We start from the raw sequence: 3,135 nt of genomic DNA on the forward strand, positions 1-3,135 counted from the left end.
GTGCTGAAGACCGCGCTCGAGCGCCAGGACATCATCGTCGACCATGCCGCGACACTGGCGGATGCCGAAGCCGTGGCGCGGCTCGGCCACCATGACGCGGTGGTGCTGGACCGCCGGCTGCCGGATGGCGATGGCCTCAGCCTGATCCCGCGCCTGCGGGCCTTGCATCTGGACGTGCCGGTGATCGCGTTGACGGCGCTCAGCGGGCTCGACGATCGCGTGGCGGGGCTCGACGCCGGCGCCGACGACTACATGGTCAAGCCGTTCGCCACGGTGGAACTGGTCGCCAGGCTCAATGCCTTGCACCGGCGTTCGTTCACCACGCGTGCCAATCAGGTGATGGTCGGCCGCCTCACCTATGATTTCCGCCATCGCGAGGCGCTTGTCGAGGACCAGGCGCTGGAACTGCCGCGGCGCGAGCGGCTGGTGCTCGAAACGCTCATCCGCAGGCCGGGGCGGACGATCATGCGCGGGGCGCTGGAAGAAGCCGTCTATGCTCTCGACGACGAGATCGGCTCCAATGCATTGGATGCGCACATTTCGCGGCTGCGTCGCAAGCTCGACGACGTCGCTGCCGGCATCGAGATCAGGGCGATCCGCAACCTCGGTTATCTCTTGCGGGCCGCCTCGTGAAGAAGTCGCGCACGCGATCGCTGCAATGGGTGCTGGTGCGGCGGATGATCCTGTTGCAGGCGGCGACGCTTCTTGTCTTCATCGTGCTGTGCGCGGCCGCGCTGTGGATCGCCGATCCACGGCTTCTTGTCGACAACGAGGCTGCCGTCGCCACCCTCAAGGATGCCGTCGATCGTGACGGCAACGGCAGATTGATCGTCCATGAGACCGATGGATTGCGTTCGTTTCGTAAGGGGTTCCCCAATGTCTGGTACATCATCCGCGACAACAACGGCCAGAGCATCCGCTTCGGCAGCATACCCGACGTCTACACCAGGAATTTTGGCGATCTGCTGGGCCAGGCCGATCACGCCACCATCGGATTTTCCGAAGATGATTTGAGGCCGGAGGCCTACCTCGAAAAAGTTTCGACCAAGGCTGGCACGGTTCAGATCATTGCCGCGACGCGATCGTCGCGGGAAGAGACCGACGGCCTCGAAGTCACCATTTCGGCCACCATCGACGTCGCCAAGAACCCGGACGGCAGCAGGAACTGGGAGAAGGCGCTTCCCGCTCTCGCGGCCATCATCGTCATCCTGCTGCTGCCGATCGTCCTCGTCATGGGAGCCACGACCCTGGTGACGACGCCAGCCGTCGTGCGCCGGTCGTTTGCCGGCCTCGTCGACACCGTCCAGCAGGCCGCGCGCATCGACATCGGCACCCGTGCGATGCAGCTGCCGGTCAAGAATGTGCCGCAGGAGATCGCGCCGCTGGTGCATGCCTTCAACCAGACGCTGGCGCGCCTCGCCCAGGGCTATGACCGGCACAACCGCTTCCTCACCGACGCGGCGCACGAACTGCGCACGCCGATCGCCATCCTGCGCACGCGCGCCGAATTGCTGAAGCAGGAACCGCAAAGCGCGCGCCTGCTGCATGACATCGAGCGCCTGTCGCATCTTGCGCAACAGCTGCTCGACCACCAGCTGCTCGACCGCCCGGCGGACCAGCGCCAGATCATAGACCTCTGCGATCTTGTCGGCCGGGTCGCCGCCGACTTCGCCCCGCTCGCCATCGAAGCAGGCTACGATCTTGCCTTCGAGCCGCCAGCCAACAAGGTCCATGTCGAGATCAACGTGCTGCAGATCGAGCGGGCGCTGGCAAATCTCGTGCGCAATGCCATCGATCATGGCGGCGGTTCCGGCACGATCACCATAGCGATCGATGAAAACGGCGGCGTCGAAATCCGCGACGAAGGCCCAGGCATTCCAGCCGATGAGCACGAGAACGTTTTCGAGCCCTTCTACCGACTGCGGCCGCAATCGCGCGGCGCGGGCCTGGGATTGAACCTTGCCCGGCAGATCGCACTGCTGCACGATGGCTCCATCCGGATATTGGCCGGCTCCTGGCAAGGCGCCCGCATCCGCATGGAGTTGCCGGTTCGGGCGGTGGCCGCGTGCGGCAGAAATGATGGCCGGCCCACGGTTGCGGCCGATCCCGCTGGCTTATCTGTTTTCTAACCAATTGCCGCTATTCCCAATCGGATAGCGGGAGCAAGGCTTTGGTGGAGACGGAGAGAAACACCGCGCGACGCGGCGTCATGCTGTCGGTGGTCATCCCATGCTACAACGAGCTGGATGGCGTGGCCGAACTGCATCGGCGGGTAACGGCCGCATGCCTTGGGCAAGGCCCTTCCTACGAGATCGTCCTTGTCGTCGATGGCGCGACCGACGGTACGCGCGAGGCCATTCTGCAGCTGGCCGAAAAGGACGACCATATCGTCGCCATCGACCTTGCCCGCAATTACGGCCACCAGATCGCGTTGAGCGCCGGGCTCGAATTCTGTCGCGGCCAGCGCATTCTCATTCTCGATGCCGACCTGCAGGATCCGCCTGAACTGCTCGGCGCGATGATGACGAAGATGAACGAAGGCTTCGATGTGGTTTACGGCCAGAGGCTGACGCGCGATGGCGAAAGCTGGTTCAAGCTCGCCTCCGCATCCATGTTCTATCGCTTGCTGCGCCGGATGGTCGACGTCGACATAGCCCCGAATACCGGTGATTTCCGACTGATGAACCGTCGCGCGCTCGACCATCTGAACGCGATGCCAGAACGTTACAGGTTCATTCGCGGCATGGTGAGCTGGATCGGGCTGAGACAGGTGGCTTTCCCCTATGAGCGGCACCGCCGCTTTGCCGGCACCACCCACTATCCGCTGAAGAAAATGCTTCTTCTGGCGGTCGACGCCATGACCAGCTTCTCCATCGTGCCCTTGCGGTTCGCCTCGCTGCTCGGAATGATGTTCGGGCTTCTGGGGCTGGTCGTGCTCGGCTACACGCTGCTCGAATGGTCGGTCGGAAACGTGTTGCCCGGCTGGACCAGCCTCGCCGCGATCGTGCTGATCCTCGGCAGCGTCCAGCTTATGGTGCTTGGAATCTTCGGCGAGTATCTCGGGCGCATGTACATGGAGACAAAGCGGCGGCCGCTCTACTTCGTCAACGAGATCGTTTCGCGCAGCCAGGCGGT

Annotated in this window: 3 protein-coding genes; all 3 read left to right on the forward strand. The window is 63.7% G+C overall.

Going from position 1 to position 3,135, the window contains the following annotated elements; all coding sequences use genetic code 11:
* A partial coding sequence (locus tag EN969_RS23835; protein WP_245467480.1) for a response regulator transcription factor occupies positions 1-633 on the forward strand: 633 nt, incomplete at its 5' end.
* Positions 630-2,129 carry a HAMP domain-containing sensor histidine kinase gene (locus EN969_RS23840; RefSeq protein WP_063170024.1) on the forward strand — a complete coding sequence of 500 codons (1,500 nt, stop codon included), beginning with the start codon at positions 630-632 and terminating at the stop codon, positions 2,127-2,129. The genes EN969_RS23835 and EN969_RS23840, both read left to right, overlap by 4 nt.
* An 80-nt stretch (positions 2,130-2,209) precedes the next feature.
* Positions 2,210-3,135: glycosyltransferase family 2 protein (locus EN969_RS23845; RefSeq protein ID WP_206525215.1), on the forward strand; the 926-nt coding region annotated here is incomplete at its 3' end.

The organism is Mesorhizobium sp. M7A.F.Ca.CA.003.01.2.1, assembly GCF_003998945.1.
In the GTDB taxonomy this organism is placed as follows: domain Bacteria; phylum Pseudomonadota; class Alphaproteobacteria; order Rhizobiales; family Rhizobiaceae; genus Mesorhizobium; species Mesorhizobium ciceri.